17 protein-coding genes are annotated in these 18,450 nt (G+C 66.1%); 9 read left to right on the top strand and 8 right to left on the bottom strand.

Going from position 1 to position 18,450, the window contains the following annotated elements:
• Positions 1 to 183 precede the first annotated feature (183 nt).
• The 5 genes from WS95_RS02820 (at position 184) to WS95_RS02800 (ending at position 7,865) form a co-directional block, all read left to right on the top strand.
• Positions 184 to 1,107: a LysR family transcriptional regulator gene (locus WS95_RS02820; protein ID WP_059822169.1), complete on the top strand. Its 924-nt coding sequence runs from the start codon at positions 184 to 186 to the stop codon at positions 1,105 to 1,107.
• Between the two features lie 20 nt (positions 1,108 to 1,127).
• On the top strand, positions 1,128 to 1,802 hold the full coding sequence (locus WS95_RS02815; protein ID WP_059822167.1) for a response regulator transcription factor: 675 nt from the start codon (positions 1,128 to 1,130) through the stop codon (positions 1,800 to 1,802).
• 154 nt (positions 1,803 to 1,956) lie between these two features.
• Positions 1,957 to 5,211: an efflux RND transporter permease subunit gene (locus WS95_RS02810; protein ID WP_059822165.1), complete on the top strand. Its 3,255-nt coding sequence runs from the start codon at positions 1,957 to 1,959 to the stop codon at positions 5,209 to 5,211.
• A complete protein-coding gene (locus WS95_RS02805) occupies positions 5,201 to 6,406 on the top strand; it encodes an efflux RND transporter periplasmic adaptor subunit (RefSeq protein WP_059822163.1) in 1,206 nt (401 codons plus the stop codon). The genes WS95_RS02810 and WS95_RS02805 overlap by 11 nt, the downstream gene beginning before the upstream one ends.
• The gene (locus tag WS95_RS02800; protein WP_059822160.1) at positions 6,399 to 7,865 is read left to right on the top strand and encodes an efflux transporter outer membrane subunit; all 1,467 of its coding nucleotides are present in this window, start codon (positions 6,399 to 6,401) and stop codon (positions 7,863 to 7,865) included. Before WS95_RS02805 ends, WS95_RS02800 begins: the two co-directional genes overlap by 8 nt.
• 86 nt (positions 7,866 to 7,951) lie before the next feature.
• Here WS95_RS02800 and WS95_RS02795 read toward each other — a convergent pair whose 3' ends face one another.
• A complete protein-coding gene (locus tag WS95_RS02795; RefSeq protein ID WP_059822158.1) occupies positions 7,952 to 9,127 on the bottom strand; it encodes a porin in 1,176 nt (391 codons plus the stop codon).
• 330 nt (positions 9,128 to 9,457) lie between these two features.
• Here WS95_RS02795 and WS95_RS02790 point away from each other — a divergent pair, with 330 nt between their 5' ends.
• Both WS95_RS02790 and WS95_RS35270 read left to right on the top strand, forming a co-directional pair.
• Positions 9,458 to 9,730 carry a DUF4148 domain-containing protein gene (locus WS95_RS02790; RefSeq protein ID WP_059783125.1) on the top strand — a complete coding sequence of 91 codons (273 nt, stop codon included), beginning with the start codon at positions 9,458 to 9,460 and terminating at the stop codon, positions 9,728 to 9,730.
• 66 nt (positions 9,731 to 9,796) lie between these two features.
• Positions 9,797 to 9,952: a hypothetical protein gene (locus WS95_RS35270; RefSeq protein WP_179950160.1), complete on the top strand. Its 156-nt coding sequence runs from the start codon at positions 9,797 to 9,799 to the stop codon at positions 9,950 to 9,952.
• A 68-nt stretch (positions 9,953 to 10,020) separates the two neighbouring features.
• Here the strand turns inward: WS95_RS35270 and WS95_RS02785 are convergent, their stop codons facing one another.
• The 4 genes from WS95_RS02785 to WS95_RS02770 all read right to left on the bottom strand — a co-directional run bounded on the left by WS95_RS02785 (position 10,021) and on the right by WS95_RS02770 (position 13,407).
• On the bottom strand, positions 10,021 to 10,704 hold the full coding sequence (locus WS95_RS02785) for a response regulator transcription factor (RefSeq protein WP_059822156.1): 684 nt from the start codon (positions 10,702 to 10,704) through the stop codon (positions 10,021 to 10,023).
• Positions 10,705 to 10,762: 58 nt separating this feature from the next.
• Entirely contained in the window at positions 10,763 to 12,094 is a 1,332-nt protein-coding gene (locus WS95_RS02780) for a HAMP domain-containing sensor histidine kinase (protein ID WP_257139561.1), read from the bottom strand.
• Positions 12,095 to 12,173: 79 nt separating this feature from the next.
• Positions 12,174 to 12,851: a response regulator transcription factor gene (locus WS95_RS02775; RefSeq protein ID WP_059822772.1), complete on the bottom strand. Its 678-nt coding sequence runs from the start codon at positions 12,849 to 12,851 to the stop codon at positions 12,174 to 12,176.
• Positions 12,852 to 13,212: 361 nt separating this feature from the next.
• Entirely contained in the window at positions 13,213 to 13,407 is a 195-nt protein-coding gene (locus tag WS95_RS02770; RefSeq protein WP_257139560.1) for a hypothetical protein, read from the bottom strand.
• A 288-nt stretch (positions 13,408 to 13,695) separates the two neighbouring features.
• On the opposite strand from WS95_RS02770, the gene WS95_RS02765 reads away from it, so the two are divergent.
• Both WS95_RS02765 and WS95_RS02760 read left to right on the top strand, forming a co-directional pair.
• Complete coding sequence (locus WS95_RS02765; RefSeq protein WP_059822150.1) at positions 13,696 to 14,001, top strand: DUF4148 domain-containing protein; 306 nt, start codon at positions 13,696 to 13,698, stop codon at positions 13,999 to 14,001.
• Positions 14,002 to 14,431: 430 nt separating this feature from the next.
• A complete protein-coding gene (locus tag WS95_RS02760) occupies positions 14,432 to 15,601 on the top strand; it encodes a porin (protein WP_059822148.1) in 1,170 nt (389 codons plus the stop codon).
• Between the two features lie 122 nt (positions 15,602 to 15,723).
• On the opposite strand, the gene WS95_RS02755 is transcribed toward WS95_RS02760, so the two are convergent.
• The 3 genes from WS95_RS02755 to fmdA all read right to left on the bottom strand — a co-directional run bounded on the left by WS95_RS02755 (position 15,724) and on the right by fmdA (position 18,442).
• Positions 15,724 to 16,749 (bottom strand): aliphatic amidase, encoded by a 1,026-nt coding sequence (locus WS95_RS02755; protein ID WP_059822146.1) that lies wholly within the window; start codon positions 16,747 to 16,749, stop codon positions 15,724 to 15,726.
• Between the two features lie 81 nt (positions 16,750 to 16,830).
• A complete protein-coding gene (locus WS95_RS02750) occupies positions 16,831 to 17,166 on the bottom strand; it encodes an FmdB family zinc ribbon protein (protein WP_059822144.1) in 336 nt (111 codons plus the stop codon).
• Positions 17,167 to 17,203: 37 nt separating this feature from the next.
• Positions 17,204 to 18,442, bottom strand: a complete 1,239-nt coding sequence (gene fmdA, locus WS95_RS02745) for a formamidase (protein WP_059822142.1) — start codon at positions 18,440 to 18,442, stop codon at positions 17,204 to 17,206.
• Positions 18,443 to 18,450: the final 8 nt, after the last annotated feature.

Here is an 18,450-nt window from a genome sequence, read left to right as displayed (position 1 = left end):
GGCTCCGCCGCTTTCTAAACGAAATTTCATCCGGCCAGCACTGTTTTTTTAGCGTCCCGCATCCGCGTGCCTTCCATAATGAATTCGCTGCCCGCCCCGGCAGGCGCCGCGCGATGCGTCGACGTAGCCCGCCGAAGACGGACGCGCCCCCCGTATTTCCGGCACATCCATTCCTCGCCGATCATGAACCAACTGCAAGCGATGCGTGTCTTCACGCGTGTGGTCGAGTTATCGAGCTTCAGCCTCGCCGCGCGTCAGCTCGGCATGTCGGCCGCCGCGGTCACGCGCAGCGTCGGCATGCTCGAGGCACATCTGAACATGCGCCTGTTGAATCGGACCACGCGCAGCCTGTCGCTCACCGAGACGGGCCGCGAATATCTCGACGGCTGCCGCGCGATCATCGAGAAGCTCGACGAGATCGAATCGAATCTCGCGCAGGTCAATCGCGACCCGCACGGTACGCTGCGCATCGCCGCGTCGGCAACCTCGGTTGCGGCCGGGCTTGGCGCGCTGCTGTCCACGTATCGCCTCGCGCATCCGCGCGTGCGATTCGACGTGACGACCTTCGATATCCAGGTCGACATGGTGGAAGGCGGCTACGACGTGTGCTTCTGCGACGATCACCGCCTCGTCAACTCGACCTTCGTGTCGCGCACGTTGACGAACGTTCGCGACGTGATCGTCGCGTCTCCCGACTACCTCGCGCGCCACGGCACGCCGGTCGAGCCAGTCGAACTGAATACGCACTGCCTGCTGACCGTGTCGAACGGCGCCGCGCGCAACTGGGCGTTCTCGGACGTCGACGGGTGCGCTCGCATCGATACCGGCAATGCGCTGGCGTCGACCAGCAACACGATGGTGCGGATCGCGGCGCTCAATCACATGGGCATCGCACAATTGCCGCATCCGCTCGTTGCCGACGATCTCGCGCGCGGCACCCTGGTGCCGGTTCTCGAACGCTACGACGTGAACGGCGGGCCGCGCTGCGTATTGATCCTCTACCCGAGCCGCAATTACCTGTCCACGAAAGTGCGCAGCTTCATCGACTACGTGGTCGATCACTATCGCACGCCCGAGCGCATGGCCATGCAGCTTGCCGCGGCCTGATTCCGCGGATCGCGTACGCCATGACCCACATCCTGACGATCGAAGACGATCCGCTGATCGCGGATCACATCGCGCACACGCTGCGTGCCGAAGGCCACCGGGTCGACATCGCGCGCACCGGCCGCGACGGCATGGCCCGCGCGATGAGCGCGAACTACGACGCCGTCACGCTCGATCGCATGCTGCCCGACCTCGACGGGCTGACCATCCTCGCAACGATGCGCGGCGTCGGCCTCGATACGCCGGTACTCGTGATGAGTTCGCTGGCCGACGTCGACCAGCGTATCCAGGGGCTGCGCGCAGGCGGCGACGACTACCTCGTCAAGCCGTTCTCGCTCGAAGAAATGTGCGCACGCATCGACGTGCTGATTCGCCGGCGGCCGCGCGGCACGCACGTCGAGACGGTGCTGCGCGCCGGCGAGCTGGCGCTCGACCTGGTGCGGCGACGCGCCACGCTGGGCGCGCGCGAGCTCGCGCTGCTGCCGACCGAATCCCGCGTGCTCGAATTCATGATGCGCAACGCCGGCCGCGTGCTCACGCGCACGATGATCTTCGAGGCCGTGTGGGGCTGCCGCTTCGATCCCGGTACGAACCTGATCGACGTGCACATCGGCCGCCTGCGCAAGAAGGTGAACCGGCCGGGCGCGGCGCCCCTGATCCGCACGATCCGGGGCTCGGGCTACATGCTCGGTTGACGCCGCCCGCTACTTAAAACTTGTTTCATCTTTTTTGCGACCCGTTGTTAGGGGCTGCTCCGCAGAATGCGGTCGTCGGATGCGCATCGGTGTTTTCCCGAAGACGCGCACACCCGGCTCATCTTCACGACGATCTTGAACGGAGCAGCACCTCATGCTGAAAATTGTCCGGCTCGCGCTCACGCGGCCCTATACGTTCGTCGTACTGGCGCTGCTGATCCTGATCGCGGGCCCGCTCGCCGCAGTCCGAACGCCGATCGACATCTTCCCGGACATCCGCATCCCGGTGATCAGCGTCGTCTGGAACTACGCCGGACTGCAGCCGGACGACATGTCCGGGCGCGTGATCACCTACTACGAGCGCACGCTCGGCACGACGGTCAACGACGTCCAGCATATCGAGTCGCAATCGTTTCGCGGCTACGGCATCGTGAAGATCTTCTTCCAGCCGACCGTCGATATCCGCACCGCGACCGCGCAGGTCACCTCGATCTCGCAGACGGTGCTCAAGCAGATGCCGCCCGGCACCACGCCGCCGCAGATCCTCAACTACAACGCGTCGACCGTGCCCGTGCTGCAGATCGCACTGACCAGCGACACGCTCGACGAACAGAAGCTGGGCGATTACGCGGTCAACTTCATTCGGCCGCAGCTGCTGTCGGTGCCGGGCGTCGCGATTCCGACGCCGTACGGCGGCAAGACGCGCGAAGTCCAGATCGACCTCGATCCGCAGGCGCTGCAATCGAAAGGGCTGTCGGCGCAGGACGTCGCGCACGCGCTCGCGCAGCAGAATCAGATCATCCCGGCCGGCACGCAGAAGATCGGCCGCTTCGAATACAACATCAAGCTCAACAACAGCCCGCTCGCGCTCGACGCGTTGAACGACCTGCCGATCAAGTCGGTCGGCGGCACGACGATTTACATCCGCGACGTCGCCCACGTGCGCGACGGCTACCCGCCGCAGGGCAACATCGTGCGCGTGGACGGCCACCGCGCGGTGTTGATGAGCATCCTGAAGAACGGCTCGGCATCGACGCTCGACATCATCGCGGGCGTGAAGGCGAAGCTGCCGCTGGTCGAACAGACGCTGCCGCCGGGCCTGAAGCTCGTCACGATGGGCGACCAGTCGACCTTCGTGAACGGCGCCGTCAGCGGCGTGGCGCGCGAAGGCATCATCGCGGCCGCGCTGACCTCGCTGATGATCCTGCTGTTCCTCGGCTCGTGGCGCTCGACGCTGATCATCGCCGCGTCGATCCCGCTGGCCGTGCTCTCGGCGATCGCGCTGCTCGCGGCCACCGGCGAAACGCTGAACGTGATGACGCTCGGCGGCCTCGCGCTCGCGGTCGGGATCCTCGTCGACGATGCGACGGTGACGATCGAGAACGTGAACTGGCACCTCGAACAGGGCAAGGACACGCGCACCGCGATCGTCGACGGCGCGAAACAGATCGTGATGCCGGCGCTCGTCTCGCTGATGTGCATCTGCATCGTGTTCGTGCCGATGCTGATGCTCGACGGCATCTCGCGCTTTCTGTTCGTGCCGATGGCCAAGGCGGTGATCTTCTCGATGGTGTCGTCGTTCGTGCTGTCGCGCACCTTCGTGCCGATGCTCGCGCAATATCTGCTCAAGCCGCATGCGTCGGCCGGTCACGCATCGGGCGAACTGGCCGCGGTGATGGACCCGCACGCGGGTCACCCTGGCGCGCACGACGTCCCGCCGTCGCGCAATCCGCTGGTGCGATTCCAGCGTGCGTTCGAGCGCCGCTTCGAGTCCGTGCGCGCGTCGTACCGGATCCTGCTGGGCCTCGCGCTCACGCGCCGCAAGCCGTTCGTCGTCGCCTTCCTCTGCATCGTGGCCGCGTCCTTCCTGCTCGCCCCGTCGCTCGGCCGCAATTTCTTCCCGACCATCGATTCCGGCGAGATCGCGCTGCACGTGCGCGCGCCGGTCGGCACGCGTGTCGAGGAAACCGCCGCCGAGCTCGACCGCATCGAAAACACGATTCGCGGCGTGATTCCGCCCGCGCAATTGCGCGAAGTGATCGACAACATCGGCTTGCCGAACAGCGGGATCAACCTGACCTACAACAACAGCGGCACGCTCGGGCCGCAGGACGGCGACATCCTGATCTCGCTGTCGCGCGATCACGCGCCGACCGCCGACTACGTGCACACGCTGCGCGAACGCCTGCCGCGCGCCTATCCGGGCACCACGTTCTCGTTCCTGCCCGCCGACATCGTCAGCCAGATCCTCAACTTCGGCGCACCGGCCCCGGTCGACCTGCAGGTGGCCGGCCCCAACCAGCAGGCCAACCTCGCTTATGCGCGCGAGCTGTACCGCAAGCTGCGCCTGATCGCGGGGGTCGCCGACCCGCGCATCCAGCAGGCCAGCACCTATCCGCAGTTCACGGTGACGGTCGACCGCACGCGCGCCGACCAGCTCGGCATCACCGAGCAGGACGTGACGAACTCGGTGGTCGCGACGCTCGCCGGCACCAGCCAGGTCGACCCGACCTACTGGCTCAACCCGCGCAACGGCGTGTCCTATCCGATCGTCGCGCAAACGCCGCAGTACAGGATGACCACGCTGTCGGCGCTGCGGAACCTGCCGGTCACCGGCGCGAGCGGCCAATCCCAGCTGCTGGGCGGCCTGGCCACGATCACGCGGGGTGTCGGCAACGCGGTGGTGTCGCACTACAACATCGAACCGCTGTTCGACATCTACGCGACCACCCAGGGGCGCGACCTCGGCGCGGTCGCGGCCGACATCGACGATATCGTCAAGGCCACCGCGAAGGACGTGCCCAAGGGCTCGACCGTCACGCTGCGCGGCCAGGTGCAAACCATGAACGGCGCGTTCGCCGGCCTGCTGCTCGGCCTCGTGGGCGCGATCGTGCTGATCTACCTGCTGATCGTCGTGAACTTCCACTCGTGGGCCGACGCATTCGTGATCGTCTCGGCACTGCCGGCGGCGCTGGCCGGCATCGTCTGGATGCTGTTCACCACGCATACGCCGCTGTCGGTGCCGGCGCTGACCGGCGCGATCCTGTGCATGGGCGTGGCCACCGCCAACTCGATCCTCGTCGTCAGTTTCGCGCGCGAGCGCCTGGCGGAAACGGGCAACGCGCTCGCCTCCGCCCTCGAAGCCGGTTTCACGCGTTTCCGCCCGGTGCTGATGACCGCGCTCGCGATGATCATCGGCATGGCGCCGATGGCGCTCGGCCTCGGCGACGGCGGCGAGCAGAACGCGCCGCTCGGCCGCGCCGTGATCGGCGGCCTCGCGTGCGCGACGATCGCGACGCTGTTCTTCGTTCCCGTCGTGTTCAGCCTCGTGCATCGGCGCGACGCGCCGAAGCACGACGCGTCCCGCGCTTCCTCCCCTTCCGCGTCCGGAGCTTCCCATGTCCACTGAGATCGATATCAAGTCGCCGAAACGGCTGCCCAACCTCAAGCTCGTCGCCACGCTCACCGCGCTGATCGCGGTCGGCATCGTGGCGACCGGCATCGTCGGCCGCGCGCACGCGAAACGGGAAATGACCCGGTGGTCCGCCGAACAAGCGGTGCCGACCGTGGTCGCGTACACGCCGTCGACCGGCGGCGACGGCGCAACGCTCGTGCTGCCCGGCCACCTGTCCGCGTTCGAGCGCGCGCCGATCCACGCGCAGGTGTCGGGCTACCTGCATGCGTGGTACGCCGATATCGGCGCGCACGTGAAGTCGGGGCAGTTGCTCGGGCTGATCGATACGCCCGAACTCGACCAGCAACTGCAGCAGGCGCGCGCCGACCTGCAGAGCGCGCTCGCCAACGAGAAGCTCGCCGCGTCCACGGCCGCGCGCTGGACCAGGATGCTCGCGCAGGATTCGGTGTCGCAGCAGGAAACCGACGAAAAGACCAGCGACCTCGCGGCCAAGCAAGCGATCGTCGCCGCCAACGAGGCCAACGTGCGACGCCTCGACGCGCTCGAGGCATTCAAGCGTATCGTCGCGCCGTTCGACGGCGTCGTCACCGCGCGCAAGACCGACATCGGCCAGTTGATCTCGGCCGGCGGCGGCGCCGGCCCGGAGCTGTTTGCCGTGTCCGACGTCCACCGGATGCGCGTCTACGTGAGCGTGCCGCAGAACGAGGCCGCCGCGATCCGTCCCGGCATGACGGCCACGTTGACCGTGCCGGAGCATCCGGGCGAGACCTTCCGTGCGACGCTCGCCGACACCGACGACTCGATCGCCGATTCGACCGGCACGCTGCTCGTGCAGTTGATGGTCGACAACCCTGCAGGCAAGCTGATTCCCGGCGAATACACCGAAGTGCATTTCGCGCTGCCGGCCGGCAGCACCCATGCGTTGACGATTCCGGCCAGCTCGCTGATCTTCCGGCAGGCCGGCCTGCAGGTCGCCGTGGTCGGCAAGGACAATCGCGCGGTATTCAAACCCGTGACGATCGCGACCGACCTCGGTACGCACGTGCAGATCGCGACCGGCCTCGCGCCGGACGATCGCGTGATCGACAACCCGCCCGACTCGCTCGCGGCCGGCGACCCGGTCAGGCTCGCGGCGCCGGCCCGCACCGTCGCGTCGGCCGCGCGCGACACGGAGCGCTCGCATGGCTAACCGGCTTCGGCTCTGCGCGCTGCTCGCCGGCGTCGCGTTCTTGTCCGCGTGCTCGTTCGCGCCCGCCTATCACGCGCCGCAGACGGCGCTGCCGGCCAGCTTCAAGGAAGCGGACGGCTGGCAGGCCGCGCAGCCGGCCGACCGCATCGCGCGCGACGGCTGGTGGAAGGCGTTCCGCGATCCCGTGCTCGACCGGCTCGAGGCGCAGGTGAGCGTGGCCAACCCCGACGTGGCCGCTGCCGTGGCCCGCCACGACGAGGCGGCCGCGCTGTTCGATCAGGCGCGCTCGGGGCTGTTCCCGACCATCGGCCTCGGCGCGCAGGTCTCGAGCAACCGTCAGTCGGCCACGCGGCCGCTGCGCGGCTCGAACCAGCCGAACGTCTATGGCGCCAACACGCTCGACGCCGGCTTCGACTACGACCTCGACTTGTGGGGGAAAGTCCGCAACGCGGTCGCGGCCGGGCGAGCCGACGCCCAGGCGAGCGCCGACGATCTCGCGTCGGTGCGGCTGAGCCTGCAGGCGAGCCTCGCAAGCGCGTACTTCAGCCTGCGCGGGCTCGATCAGCAGCAACGGCTGCTGGCCGACACGATCGACACCTACCGGCGCGCGCTGCGCCTGACGACGAGCCGGCACGCGGGCGGCATCGCGTCGGACCTCGACGTGTCGCGCGCGCGAACGCAGCTCGACTCGGCCCGCGCGTCGGCCGAGGACGTCCGGGCGCGGCGTGCGCTCTACGAGCACTCGATCGCGACGCTCGCGGGCGTGCCGGCGTCGTCTTTCTCGCTGACGCCGAACCTGAGCGCGGCGTATCTGCCGACGATCCCGACCGGCATTCCCGCGACGCTGCTGCAGCGGCGTCCCGACGTGGCGGCCGCCGAGCGGCGCATGGCCGCCGCCAACGCGAAGATCGGCGTGGTGCGCGCGGCGTTCTTCCCCGACATCACGCTCGGGCTGGTCGGCGGCTATCAGAGCTCGGGCCTCGGTCACTGGCTCAGCGCGCCGAACGAGATCTGGTCGATCGGGCCCAGCCTCGCGCTGACGCTGTTCGATGGCGGCCGGCGCCAGGCGCTCACCGACCAGGCGCGCGCGCAGTTGGCCGAGAACGGCGCGAAATACCGCGCGGTGGTACTCGACGCATGCCGGCAGGTGGAAGACAACCTCGCACTCACGCACCACCTCGGCGACGAAGCCGATCGCGAGCAGGAAGCGCTCGACGCGGCCGAACGCACGTTGCAGCTGTCGATGTCGCGCTATCGGGACGGTGTCGTCAGCTATCTCGACGTGGTGACGGCGCAGGCCACCGAGCTGGATACGAAGGTCGCGATGCTGGAGCTGAACACGCGCCGGCAACTGGCGGCGGTGGGGTTGATCGCCGCGCTGGGCGGCGGGTGGTCGGCAGATGAAGCCGCGGCCGATACGCAAGCACCGGCCGCGCTGACGGCTCGTTCAACGGACTGAATCCTTCGCGACATGGACGACGCGTGTCGCATTTCAAGGCACCCGTCGCGATGACGGGTGCCGTTTTTTTACGCCGGACTGGCGGCTCAGAACTTGTGGCGGATGCCGGCTGCGACCACGGCCTGACGATCGTTGCCTGACGCTGCCAGGTTGAAGATCCCCGCGTTGCCGAGCACCGCGACGCCGTCGGCGCCTGTCACGCGCTGGTACACGCCTTCCAGATAGAGGTCGGTGCGGCGCGACAGCGCATAGTCGGCCTGCAGCATGAACTGGTTCCACTTCGGCGCGATGCTGCGGCCCGCATCGTCGAAGCGGCCCTGCGTGAACGTATAGGCGCCACCCAGCGAGAAAGCCGGCGTGACGAAGTAGCGTCCGTTCAGTTCGTAGTTGCTGAAGGTCAGCAACTGGCCGTTCACACGGCCGTATGCGCCGCCCTGCGACAGCTCGCGCGGGTCGTTCAGGATCGTTCTGGTGTAGACCAGGCCGATCGACGCATGGTCGAACGCATAGTGCGCGCCGGCGCCGAACGTGCGCCAGCGGCCGCCGGCCAGCATCGCGTCGCCATCCGAACTGCTCAGCGAACCACCAGTGTTCTGCGGCGCGTTCACGCCGCCCGGCTGGTTCGACTGCAGGTACGCGACGGCGAGGTCGACCGGGCCGTTCGCATACTGCGCGCCGACGCTGTATGCGTTGTCGTTGCTGAACCCGCCGCCCTGATTGCTGAAGCCGTACGCGCCGCCGAACGTGAAGCCGCCGTAGTTCGCACTGCGGAACTTCACCGCGTTGTTCATCCGCGTGTCGTTGGCGAGGTTGTCGTTGTCGTACGGATGATCGGCGAGGTTGCCGCCGAATCCCGACCCCGTCGCCGACAGCGGCGCGACGAAGTCGACCAGGAAATCGTATTGGCGGCCGAGCGTGACCGTGCCCCACTGGCGGCTCGCGAGGCCGACCCACGCCTGGCGGCCGAATTCGTCGCCGCCGTTGCCGAGCTTGCCGTTCGCGACGTTGAAGCCGTTCTCGAGCGTGAACACGGCGGCCAGGCCGCCGCCGAGATCCTCGTTGCCGCGCAGCCCCCAGCGCGACGTGCTGACGTTGCCGCTCTGCAGGCCGTAGACGGGCCCCGCGCCCGCGGCCGATTTCTGGTTGCTGATGTAGTCCAGGCCCGCGTCGATCGTGCCGTACAGCGTCACGCTGCTCTGCGCATGCGCCGAACTCGCCAGCAGGCACGCGACGGCTGCCGGAATTGCCAGATATTTCTTCATGATGGTTTCGTTGGAGTGGATCGGTCTGCTAGCATCGCCGGCCCGCGCGACATGGCCGCTCGTGCGCGATGCGATGGCGCCCAATTTAGGCAGCGGGCATGACAGCGCCGTTATCGAAACGGCCCGAAAAATGAAACCTGCTTCATCTTGACGACATCCCGGTTTCACGTCCCCGCGAATGCGCGCCGGTGCATGAATTTCTTTTCACGTTGCGTATGCCGATCCGTTAACGCCCCTCCTCTATGCTCGTCCTCAACCCCGGCGCGATGCCGATATCGACACGCCGCGCCGCGGGGAGATGCCCAGTCGATCATCATGAGGACTCCAAACATGAAAACCACCAGCATCGTCGCCGCCGCCATGCTTGCGGCAATCGGCACGCTGTCCGTTCCCGCGTTTGCCCTGACCGGCAGCCAGCCGATCCCGATGTCGCCGGCCGCCACCAAGGACGGCGCGCCTGGCACTCAGGCCGCCGGCCAGTGGGTGCCGCCCTACGGCCAGCCGATCCACGAGAAGACCCGCGCCGAAGTCCATGCCGAGCTTGTGCAGGCCGAACAGGACGGGCAGCTCAAGTACCTGAACTCCACGCTCTATGCGCATTGACGGGTGCGACCGTGCGGCCGGGCGCTGCCCGGCGCACGCCGGCTGTCCCCGAATGGCTCGCCATCCATGAAGCTGCTTTCTCTGCTCGCCCGTTCCGCCCGTCTCACGCTCGTCGCGCTTGCCGCCGGCGTCATGTTGTCCGCCTGTGCCGCCGCGCAGCCCGACGGCCCCGGCAATTGTGTCGGCCCGCCCGACTTCTGCGTGCCCTTCTTCGGCTCGTAAACGCACGACGGGCGCGCTGCCGCCGGCAGAGCGCCCGTCGCGTCGGTCGCGCGGCCGACACCGCGCGCTCATGCGTCCGGCAGCGTCACCTGGTAGCCATAGCGGCTCACCGTATCGATGCGGACGTCGGGCAGATGCCGCGCGAGCTTACGGCGTAGTCGCGACACCACGAGATTGACGCTCGACGGATCGACGTCCTCCTTGTCCTGCCATACATAGCGGATCAATTGGTCGCGCGGCACCGGCGCGTTCGGATGGCGCATCAGGCATTCGAGCAACAAGAATTCCCGGCGCGTCACGGCGAGGCGCAGCTTGCCCTCCTTGAGCTCGCGCGCGAGTGTCCCGACCGCGGACGCACCCGCGATCGAACGACCCGCATCGCGCGGCCCGGCCAGCCGCTGCAACGCCTCCAGGCGTTCGTGCAGCTCGATGAACGAATACGGTGCGCAGAAACACGCATCGGCGCCCGCGCGCAACATATGGATGCGTTCGCGCGCCGACGCCTCGCCGAACAGCACCACGAGCGCGGCGCCGCCGCTGTCGGCTACGAAACGCGGCAGCATCCCGAGCAACGCGGCCTCGCCGCCGGGCTCGAACGCGGTCGCGACGATCGCGTCGAACGCCTCCTGCGACGCGAGGAACAGGCCGTCGCGCGGATCGTCGGCGCGCTGCACGCTGTGCCCGCTTTCCTGCAGCGCCTTGTGCAGCCACGACGCTTCCGGATGCGGCGAAGTCACGAGCAGGATGCGCATCGTCAGGCGGCCTCGCGGCTGCAACATGCGATCGCGTGCAGCGTCGTCCGGACGGCCGTCATCCCAGCGACCTCGGCCAGCATTCGATCGTCACGCGCGTGCCGGGCGCGGCATTGCCGATCCGCAGCGTGAAATCGTGCACGTTGACGACCGTCGACACGATGCTCAGGCCGAGGCCGGCCCCGGCGAGATGCCCGGTGCGGCGGCTGCGGTACCGATACCGCAGCACCGCGTCGCGTTCGTCGGCTGCGATGCCCGGGCCGTTGTCGATCACGTCGATGCGCGGGCCGGACGGCGTGTCGTGAAGTTCCAGGCGCACCGTATCGCCCGCCGTCGTGTACTTGAGCGCGTTGTCGAGCAGGTTGCTCAGCGCCTCGAACAACAGCGCGCGATCGCCGTGAATCCGCGCCACCGGCTCGACCGACTGCACGAAGTGGATCGCGCGGCTGTCCGCGAGCGGTTCGAACAACTGCCCGATGTCCACCACCAGATCCTCCAGCGACAGCTCCGCAAATCCGCCGCGCCGCTGCAACGAACCGATTTCGGCGATACGCAGCATCGCCCGGAAACGATCGAGCAACACGTCGGTCTCGTTGCGTGCACGCGAGACGAGACGCGCCAGCACGGCATCGTCGAGCCGCTCCGCGCGCTGCGCTGCCTGCGCGAGCAGCGTGTGCACGTGTGCGAGCGGCGTCCGCAAGTCATGCGCGATGCCGTCGCAGACGCCCTTTACCTCGTTCATCAGCCGTTCGATCTCCTCGAGCATGTGATTGACGAGATGGGACAGCAGATCGGTCTCGTCGTGTCCGCCCACCGGCAGCCGCTGGCCGAGATCGCCCTGCGCAATGCACTGCGTGATGCGCCGGACTTCCTTCAGACGCCGCATTTGCCGCACGCTGAGCATCAGGCCACCCACGACGCCCGTGCCAAGACAGAGCAGCCCGCCGCCGACCAGCGCCTGGATGATCGCCGCGCGGATTCGCAGGATGTGCGTGAGGTCGCGTCCGAGCACCAGCACGTCGCCGTTTGCACGGCGCTCCGCCATCGTGCGGACGACCGGCGGCACCTGGTCTCCCGCGATCGGCATCGTGTGATCGAGCGTCACGCCGCTGCGGTTCGGCTGCAGGCCGGCGGGCAACGCCAGCACATCGCCGGCAATATGCCTGCCATCCGCGGTGAAGAGCCCGTAGTAGTTGGTATGCATCCGCTCGTGCTCGATCCGGTGCAGGATCGCGGCAGCAAGCTGGTCGTCCCGTATCGAATCGAAATAGATCATCTGCCAATCGATCACCGTGTCGGTTTCCCGCTCCATGTCGTGCGTGATCACCGATGCGATGAAACCGAGCAGCAGCATGACCGACACGGAGAAGGTGACGGCATAGACCGACACCAGCCGAAACGTACTCGAGTACCAGCGTCGCGCGGGTGCCGGCTGGACCCGATGTGCGGCGCACGCCGCGGTAGCCGGTTCAGCCAAGGCAATACCCCGCGCCGCGTACCGTCTGGATCATCTGCTTCGCATCGGGGGGATCGATCTTCTTGCGCAACCGGCCCATGTGCACTTCGATCAGGTTCGTGCCGGGATCGAAGTGATAGCCCCATACGGCCTCGAACAACATCGTCCGCGTAATAGTTTGCCCGGCATTGCGCATCATGTATTCGAGCACGCGATATTCGGTCGGCAACAGCACGATTTCCTCGCCGTCGCGGAACGCCTTGCGTGAGATCAAGTCGAGCTTGAGGGGGCCGACGACCAGCGTCGTGTCGAACGGAGCCGGCGCGGCCTGGCTCCGGCGCAGCAGCACCTCCAGGCGCGCGGCCATTTCCTCGGGATCGAACGGCTTGGTCAGGTAGTCGTCGCCCCCCGCGCGCAGCCCGCGCACCCGTTCGTCGACATCGCCGAGCGCGCTCAGCATCAGCACGGGTGTGCGCACGCCGACGCTGCGCATCGTGGTCAGGATCGTGAGGCCATCGACGACCGGCAGCATCCGGTCGAGCGTGATCACGTCGAACTCGTTGCCGAGCGCGCGCGCCATCCCATCGCGCCCGTTCGCCACCCATTCGACCGTAAAGCCGCGCCCCTCCAGCTCTCTGACTATTTCGTTCGCGGCGATTTCGTCGTCCTCGATCGTGAGGACGTGCGCGATGGCCGTACGCTCCTCGGCCGGCGTGTCACGCGAAGTGGGCTCGTTGCCCGGGGAAGCGGATGATGCCATGTACGATTCTCGTCTTCGTCGAAGGGACGTATGCGCGTCGATACCCGACGACCGAACGCGCTCGTGCAGAGCTTATGCGTGCCCGCGTAAAAGATGCACATCGGCTTCGTGAAGAAAGTTTCATATCCGGCAGCATGGCGTTCGGGTCGTCTTCGATCCCGGCCGGTGCGCCGTCGCAACGGAGGCCGGGATCGACGCAGCATGCGGGCCATTGCGACACGATGCCGTACCGCGACCATTCATGCGCACCGGTCGGCGCGACCGGCTGCGAACCGAGCGCCGCAACGCGCGATCAGCGCGGGCGAGATCGTGTGCCCGATCCGTCCGCACGATGCAACGCGAGATCGCGTGCGGCATCGATCGCGCGATCCGTCCGTTCGGCTTTCGCATGCGCGAGCGTCACGTCGGCGATCGCGAGCCCGGTTCCCTGCACCTTCGCGAATGCCGGCAGCGACGCACACATCAGCGCGACCAGTCCAGTCGTCATGACCGTCGATTTCATTGCATTACCCCAGTGTGTACCGCGCGGCGCACGGCGTCGATCGATTCGTCGCTAGACGATACGCCGCAGCGCCTAACCATCCGGAAACACGCACATGAAGGATTCTTTAAATTCCCATGCGGCAGCCGATGCACGGACGGAACCGTGCTTGCCTAAAACATCTTTCATCATTGCGCTGCCGTTTAGATAGTCCGCCGTGCCTAATCTTCGTCTCGCGGCCGACGCAGGCATCCTGCCGTACGGCCTCTACCCAACGCTATCCAGGAGCCGAAGATGAATCATCCCGTCCGTTACCTCGTCTGCGCCGCCATGCTCGCACTGAGCGTCTGCGCGCATGCCGAGACGACGCTCACGTCGGCGCAATGCCATGACTATCCGTTCGTGCATACGAAAGGCCCGGTCTCCCACCGGCAGCTCGTCAACGAACTGAACGAGCTGGAGTCCGTCGGTTACAACCCGTCGTCCGGCGACGAGAGCAGCTATCCGGACGACATCGATTCGGCACAGGCGCGCCTGATGCAGAAGTATCAGCACGATTGTGCCGGTGCAGCCAATACCGTCGCGTCGAACGGCAACTGAATCGTCTGCGGCACACGTTCTCCGAGTTTGCGCGCGAGCCTCGCGGCCGCGCGCGTTTTTTTGGATTGATGTGACTCGGTCGTCGACGGCACACGCGACCGTGTCCTCGTGCGCTTTGCCCCGACATTCCGTTCCGATATGTCGACGTGTCACGCGAATAAAATCTTCATGTCAACCGGCGAAAAACGGAAAACGACACATCGTAAAGCGTTCGATACGTCAAACGACTCCAAAGCACCCCTATCTTTACGCGTGAGGCCCATCGCCGCACGAGACTTTCGAATACTGAAAGAGAGTCTTTCCATGCACGTTGCGGCGCCCGCTTTTCCTCTGCCTACACTGCCTCGTCCGCCGAGATCGCATTTCGGGACGACATCGACGTCGGCGCCATCCAGCGCCGACTACCCAACCACACCATCAGAGCAACGAAATGAAACGTCGATCGATGAAACCGCGCTGGTTCGCATTCGCGCCGGCACTCCTGCTCGCCGGTGCGGCGCACGCACAGCAGAGCATCACGCTATACGGGCTGATAGACGAAGGGCTCAACTTCACGAGCAACGCAGGCGGCCATCGTGCATGGCAGATGTCGAGCGGAGACACATTCGGCAGCCGATGGGGCTTGAAAGGCAGTGAAGATCTGGGCGGCGGCGACAAGGCCATCTTTCAGCTCGAAAACGGCTTCAACGTGAACAGCGGCAAGCTCGGTCAGGATTCGAGCATGTTCGGCCGCCAGGCGTTCGTGGGTCTGTCGTCTTCACGGTATGGCACGCTCACGCTCGGACGCCAGTACGACACCAGCGTCGACGCGCTCGGCTTCGGCGGTATCACGGCGGCCGGCAACTGGGCGGGCGACATCGCTACCCACCCGTTCGACAACGACAATACGGACTGGGATTTCCGCGTCGACAATGCCGTCAAATATGTCACTCCGACATACCGCGGACTCACGGCGGAAGCGATGTACGGCTTCAGCAACCAGCCCGGCGGATTCTCGGACAATCGCGTCTGGGGCGCCACGCTGAACTACCAGAGCGGCAACCTGAGCGCGGCGGCGTCCTACCTGAAGCTCGACAATCCGGGGCTCGCCGCGGGTGGCGCGGTCAACGGTGGCGATCTCTTCAACGGATCGTCGCAGCAGGACATCGGCGTGGCGGCTTCCTACCAGCTTACCCACGTACTCGTCGGCGCCGCGTGGTCCCATGTCGATGTCTACAACCCCGCCGGCAACGCATGGATCGACGATCCAACCCTGCAGAACGGCGCGACGTGGAATGCGTGGAAATTCGACAACTTCGAACTCAATGCTCAGTACTACTTTAATCACGCCCTATGGCTGGGAGCCTCCTACACGTTCACCATCGCGCATCTGTACACGTCCGACACGAAATATGTCCCCAAGTGGCACCAGATCGGCATGATGCTCGACTATGACCTGAGCAAGCGCACTTCGCTGTATCTGCAAGGTGCGTGGCAGCATGTCGTCAGCGCTCGTACCGGCACCGGCTTCGACGAAGCACAGATCGTGGACGCATCGGCTGGCGCGTCGTCCGGGCCGAACCAGATGGTTTATCGCATCGGCATGTTGCATCGCTTCTAGCCCGCGACACGCCCGCACCGGAACCCGCTCGGCGCGGCTTCGGTGCGGGCGCCGGCATGTCGATCGGCATTCGATGCGAATCATCGTCATGAATGCGCTCGATTACACGCGGGCACACGTGCTCAGTCCTCGTGCGGGATGCCTTCGATCGGACACGCCGGCGTGCCGGGCGTAGCGCGCGTCAGCGCTTCGACACGGCGACGCGTGGCATCGGGATCCGCAATCCAGTCGCGATAGAAGCCGAACGGACAGTCCGCGACGCCGTTCGCGCCATCGCCGGAGTGGATCGTGCCGGTATAGCCGCGATGCAGCAGCTTGTAGAGATGATTCTGCGACTGCATGTTACGCCGCGCGTCGCGAATCAGGCCGAGCGACAGCTCCGCATACTGCACGCCCATCTCCTCCTCGCCGCATTCGCCGAGCGTGCGCCCGTCGAACCCGACGATCGCCGAATGGCCGAAGTACGAATACACGCCGTCCCAGCCGGTGGCGTTGGCCACTGCGACGTACGTGTTGTTCATCCACGCCATGGCCTTCGCGACCATCACCTGCTGCTCTTTCGCCGGGTACATGTAGCCCTGGCAGCGCACGATCAACTCGGCGCCCTTCATCGCGCAGTCGCGCCAGATCTCCGGATAATTGCCGTCGTCGCAGATGATCAGGCTGATCTTGAGGCCTTTCGGCCCGTCCGTCACATAGGTGCGGTCGCCCGGATACCAGCCTTCGATCGGCGTCCACGGCATGATCTTGCGATACTTCTGCACGATTTCCCCGCGATCGTCGATCAGCACGAGCGTGTTGTACGGCACCTTGCGCGGATGCGCCTCGTGGCGCTCGCCCGTGATCGAGAACACACCCCACACGTTGGCCTTGCGGCACGCCGCGGCGAAAATGTCGGTCTCCTCGCCCGGAATCGTCGACGCCGTATCGAACATTTCCTGGCGATCGTACATGATGCCGTGAGTCGAATACTCGGGAAACACCACGAGATCCATGCCCGGCAAACCCTGCTTCATGCCGACCACCATGTCGGCGATACGACGCGCGTTGTCGAGCACCTCCGACTTCGTGTGCAGACGCGGCATCTTGTAGTTGACCACCGCGACACCCACACAATCGCGGCTACTCGAAATATCGCCCTGTCGCATGATGCTTCCTCCTCGAACACGTCAACATTGACGCCGCACGACGGCCGCTGCTTCCGGGCATCGGCTCGCGCGCGGCACACCTCAGTGGCTGATCATCCACGGCCGTCCCGCCGGCCGCTTGAGGCCGTCCGACGCCGTGCCGGCGAGTTTCATCGCGCCGCCCGAACAGCAACTGCAACCGGCACGATGACGCAGCGGCGGCCCATCGCCGGACTGACGCGGCGCGTGCGCGGCACGTTCGTTGGTCGCGTGTGCGGCGCGGCTCGCCCCTCCCATCAGCGCCAGTGACGGCGCGCTGACGACGCGTTCGCCTTGCGCGCCACAGTCGGGACAACAGCACGGTTTCTCGCGATCCGCGATGCGGCGCATGACGGAGAACGGCCCGCAGCTTGCACACTCGAAGTCGTAGATCGGCATGACGGCCTCCTTTTCCCGCGCGATTTCAGTGTGCCGCTCACGCCTTCGCGAGATCCGGCGAACACGGCACATCCACGCCGCTCTGGATGTACTGGGCCGGGCCGTCGGCATTCGGGCGGATATCGAAGTCGAAGATCTGCGTGGGCAGCCACAAGGTCGCACATGCGTTCGGAATATCCACCACGCCGCTGATATGCCCCTGCACCGGCGCGCAGCCAAGCAGCGAATACGCTTGTGCACCCGAATAACCGAATTTCTTCAGATACTCGATGGCGTTCAGACACGCCTGGCGATATGCGGTGGTGACGTCGAGATAATGCTGGCCGCCGTGCTCGTCGACGGAAATTCCCTCGAAAATCAGGTAATCGTTGTAGGTCGGCGTGATCGGGCTGGGCTGAAAGACGGGGTTGCGAATACCGTACTTCGCCATGCCGCCCTTGATGAGATTCACGCGCATGTGTACCCAGCCGGCCATTTCGATCGCGCCGCAGAACGTGATCTCGCCGTCGCCCTGGCTGAAGTGCAGGTCGCCGACCGACAGGCCCGCGCCATCCACGTAGACCGGGAAAAACACCTTCGAGCCGCGGGACAGATCCTTGATGTCGCAATTGCCGCCATGCTCGCGTGGCGGCACCGTGCGCGCGCCTTGCGCGGCGGCCCGGTCGCGCGCGTCGCCCGCGAGCTTGCCCATGTGCGCGGTGGCCGCGAACGGCGGATTCGCGAGCGGCGGCACGCGATCGGGCGCGGTGGCGATCAGGCCGGCTTCGCGCGCGTTCCAGGTCTCCAGCAGTGTCGGATCGGGCAGGCAGCCGATCAGGCCCGGGTGAATGAGGCCCGCGAAATTCACGCCCGGAATATGGCGGGAACTCGTATAGACGCCGTGAAAATCCCAGATCGATTTTTGCGCGCTGGGGAAATGATCGGTGAGAAAGCCGCCGCCGTTCGTCTTCGAAAAGAAGCCGTTGAAGCCCCATTGGCTGTCGGCCTTCGCGCCGATGTCGAGCAGGTCGACCACCAGCAGGTCGCCGGGCTCCGCGCCGTGCACGCCTACCGGGCCCGACAGAAAATGCACGATCGACAGGTCGATGTCGCGCACGTCGTCGGCGCTGTCGTCGTTCTTGATGAAGCCACCGGTCCAGTCGTAGGTTTCGAGGATGAAATCGTCGCCGGGCTTCACCCAGCAGGCCATCGGAATGTCGGGGTGCCAGCGGTTGTGCACCTGTTCGTTGTCGTAGGCCGACTGGTTCAGATCGATCTTGATGAGAGTCTCGGGCATGGCGTTCG

The organism is Burkholderia sp. MSMB1826, assembly GCF_001526325.1.
In the GTDB taxonomy this organism is placed as follows: Bacteria; Pseudomonadota; Gammaproteobacteria; order Burkholderiales; family Burkholderiaceae; genus Burkholderia.
This window is presented reverse-complemented; position numbering and strand designations above follow the sequence as displayed.

Coding starts and splice junctions, on each gene's coding strand:
- WS95_RS02820 (WP_059822169.1), top strand. CDS start 184: ATGAACCAACTGCAAGCGATGCGTGTCTTCACGCGTGTGGTCGAGTTA.
- WS95_RS02815 (WP_059822167.1), top strand. CDS start 1,128: ATGACCCACATCCTGACGATCGAAGACGATCCGCTGATCGCGGATCAC.
- WS95_RS02810 (WP_059822165.1), top strand. CDS start 1,957: ATGCTGAAAATTGTCCGGCTCGCGCTCACGCGGCCCTATACGTTCGTC.
- WS95_RS02805 (WP_059822163.1), top strand. CDS start 5,201: ATGTCCACTGAGATCGATATCAAGTCGCCGAAACGGCTGCCCAACCTC.
- WS95_RS02800 (WP_059822160.1), top strand. CDS start 6,399: ATGGCTAACCGGCTTCGGCTCTGCGCGCTGCTCGCCGGCGTCGCGTTC.
- WS95_RS02795 (WP_059822158.1), bottom strand. CDS start 9,127: ATGAAGAAATATCTGGCAATTCCGGCAGCCGTCGCGTGCCTGCTGGCG.
- WS95_RS02790 (WP_059783125.1), top strand. CDS start 9,458: ATGAAAACCACCAGCATCGTCGCCGCCGCCATGCTTGCGGCAATCGGC.
- WS95_RS35270 (WP_179950160.1), top strand. CDS start 9,797: ATGAAGCTGCTTTCTCTGCTCGCCCGTTCCGCCCGTCTCACGCTCGTC.
- WS95_RS02785 (WP_059822156.1), bottom strand. CDS start 10,704: ATGCGCATCCTGCTCGTGACTTCGCCGCATCCGGAAGCGTCGTGGCTG.
- WS95_RS02770 (WP_257139560.1), bottom strand. CDS start 13,407: ATGACGACTGGACTGGTCGCGCTGATGTGTGCGTCGCTGCCGGCATTC.
- WS95_RS02765 (WP_059822150.1), top strand. CDS start 13,696: ATGAATCATCCCGTCCGTTACCTCGTCTGCGCCGCCATGCTCGCACTG.
- WS95_RS02760 (WP_059822148.1), top strand. CDS start 14,432: ATGAAACGTCGATCGATGAAACCGCGCTGGTTCGCATTCGCGCCGGCA.
- WS95_RS02755 (WP_059822146.1), bottom strand. CDS start 16,749: ATGCGACAGGGCGATATTTCGAGTAGCCGCGATTGTGTGGGTGTCGCG.
- WS95_RS02750 (WP_059822144.1), bottom strand. CDS start 17,166: ATGCCGATCTACGACTTCGAGTGTGCAAGCTGCGGGCCGTTCTCCGTC.
- fmdA (WP_059822142.1), bottom strand. CDS start 18,442: ATGCCCGAGACTCTCATCAAGATCGATCTGAACCAGTCGGCCTACGAC.